The organism is Deltaproteobacteria bacterium CG11_big_fil_rev_8_21_14_0_20_49_13, assembly GCA_002796305.1.
Taxonomy (GTDB): domain Bacteria; phylum UBA10199; class UBA10199.
Genome location: PCWZ01000082.1, coordinates 75,493 through 77,905, shown reverse-complemented (window position 1 = coordinate 77,905; position 2,413 = coordinate 75,493). Strand labels below are relative to the sequence as shown.

The window sequence follows — 2,413 nt, the reverse complement described above, 5'->3', positions numbered from 1 at the left end:
AATCACGAATAGGTCTCCCTAAGCTTTTTGTCTGCGACAATATCGATCCCGACTATTTCGGTGCCATGCTTAAAATAATCGACTGGCGTGCCTAGAAAAGGGGTCAAGTCTTGCGTTTAGCGTTTTGGTATGCTATAGGTTGTCTCGATGGCACGTTCACTCAGAATAGAATATCCGGGGGCAGTTTATCACGTAATGAATCGTGGCAATGCGGCTTGCACCGTATTTCACACTCAAGACGATTACCAAATGTTTCTTGATCTGATCAAAGAAACAATAAAAAAATGGGATATATCAGTCCACGCATTCAGTCTGATGCCCAACCACTATCATATGCTTGTTGAAACGCCGCTTGGCAATTTGCAGAGAGCTATGAGACATATCAACGGAGTCTATACACAAAGACACAATCGTAAGAGAAAAAAGGACGGTCATTTATTCCGTGGCAGATATAAAGCGATCCTCGTCGAAGAGGATGCTTATCTCGTAGAGTTGCTACGATACATTCATCTGAACCCAGTTAGGGCGCGGATCACAATGAGTCCGCAGGATCACAAGTGGTCGAGTCACAGATATTATTTGGGGAATGGAGAATTGCCGTGGCTTGCAACGAAGCGGCTTTTGGCCTATTTTGGGAGGCGACCGAATTTGGCCAGGAGGAAGATGCATAAATTTGTGCTTGAAGGTGTTCCGGAGGGTTTGGAGCGGCGTCTGAAAGGCGCGAATTGGCCTTCAGTGTTTTCCAGTGAGAATTTTGAGGAGTGGATAAAATGGAATTTTGTGAAGGACATTGAAGATCGTGAAATAAAATATGAATCTGCTGAACCGAACAAGATCGATGAGAAGGAGCTGATAAAGATCGTTTCTGAGGTTATGAATATGAGTTGGCGGGAGATCGCGAATGCAAGAGGCCGGGAGGCTAAACTAATGAGAGGTCTTGCTATACGGTGTTTCAGGAACAATATAAGATACGATCATGAAAAATTGTCGTCAATGTTCGGGAATATCCATCCGACAAACATATCCAGAGCTTTAAACAGAGAACCGGAAGGATACGAACATATATGGGAACGTCTCCAGATCGAGATCCAAAACGCTCAAAACGCTAAACGCAAGACTTGACCCCTTTTCAAGACTTGACCCCTTTTTGATCATCCTCATTTACATAGGTTCTACGATTATCACTGAAGGGACGCAAAATAGGTCGGCGAAAGCCGATCTTTTTTATTTCTTTGGTTCTTTGTAACTGGTGTATTACGCTCTTTATTACACTCTTTTAAGATATTACTTCTTTTTTCGCCAGGAGGCGTTTGGGCCCTTTCCTAAACATTCTATCTGGCCTTTCTTTTGAAGGTCACTGAAAACTTTGCGGATCATATCACGGCTCACGCCCGGGCAAGCACGTTCGAGTTCTAATAATGTAAATTTCCCATCCATGTTATATATCGCTGCTTCTATCAATTCCGTTTTTCCACCCTTCGGAGTCTTCGCCCTTCCAACTCTTTCTTCAAATTCACGATAGGCAGTTTTTAGAATATAAAGAACGAAATTCACATATGGCCACGGATCATGTTTGCCTTCGTGCCAACTTTGAGAGCTCTGCTCCAAAGTTTCGTAGTAGCGCTCTTTATTCTCCTCTATAAGGCGCTCCAAGCTAATGTATCTACCCACTTCAAATCCTAGTTGATAACACTGTAGCAAAAGTAACAAGCGAGACACCCTGCCATTGCCATCGCGAAACGGGTGTATGCACAAAAAATCTAGATTAAACGCCGACATGGCAACCAAAGGTTGGACCGTTTTTTCTTTGATACATTCCGCGTACAGCCTTATCAATTCATTCATACAGACTGGGGTCTTCGCCACTTCGACGGTTTTAAAACGAATACGAGAACGGCCGTCAGGGTACTTTTCTATTATATCTCCATCTTTCTCTTTGTACTTACCGGAATCCCATATTTCACCGCGAGCCAGACTGTGCAATGTTTTGATCGTAGCTTCGGATATAGGCAGCTTATCGCTTTGGCCGTGTATCTTGTTCAGGGCATCTCTGTAACCTCTAATCTCTTCCTCACTTCGATCCTTTAACAAAGATCTGCCAAAAACGATCGTTGCTATGCGCTTTTGATCCGCTACGATCCCTTCAATGCGGTTCGATGAAACCGCGCTCTCGATCATGGCATGCTCACGCAAAACCTTTAATTTTTGAGGCGATTGTTTCGTGAACAGTTCCTGTTTGCCCCTAGCTTCGCCTAGGTCAGACAGATACCAGGCAGTACCCGCCGGAATAGTTTCCTGTTTTGAAATAAATTGTTTTAAAGTCATCATATCCGGCGTTTAATTACACTACTTTACAGCATTTTGGTATATAAATTTTTGGGGGTATTGGAACGCGGAACAGACATCGCATCCC

2 protein-coding genes are annotated in these 2,413 nt (G+C 43.6%); one reads left to right on the top strand and one right to left on the bottom strand.

Going from position 1 to position 2,413, the window contains the following annotated elements:
* Window positions 1-147 precede the first annotated feature (147 nt).
* Window positions 148-1,122, top strand: coding sequence for a hypothetical protein (locus COV46_08300; protein PIR16525.1), 975 nt, complete (start codon window positions 148-150; stop codon window positions 1,120-1,122).
* 162 nt (window positions 1,123-1,284) lie between these two features.
* Here COV46_08300 and COV46_08295 read toward each other — a convergent pair whose 3' ends face one another.
* Window positions 1,285-2,328 (bottom strand): cell filamentation protein Fic, encoded by a 1,044-nt coding sequence (locus COV46_08295; GenBank protein PIR16524.1) that lies wholly within the window; start codon window positions 2,326-2,328, stop codon window positions 1,285-1,287.
* Window positions 2,329-2,413: the final 85 nt, after the last annotated feature.

Coding starts and splice junctions, on each gene's coding strand:
- COV46_08300 (PIR16525.1), top strand. CDS start 148: ATGGCACGTTCACTCAGAATAGAATATCCGGGGGCAGTTTATCACGTA.
- COV46_08295 (PIR16524.1), bottom strand. CDS start 2,328: ATGATGACTTTAAAACAATTTATTTCAAAACAGGAAACTATTCCGGCG.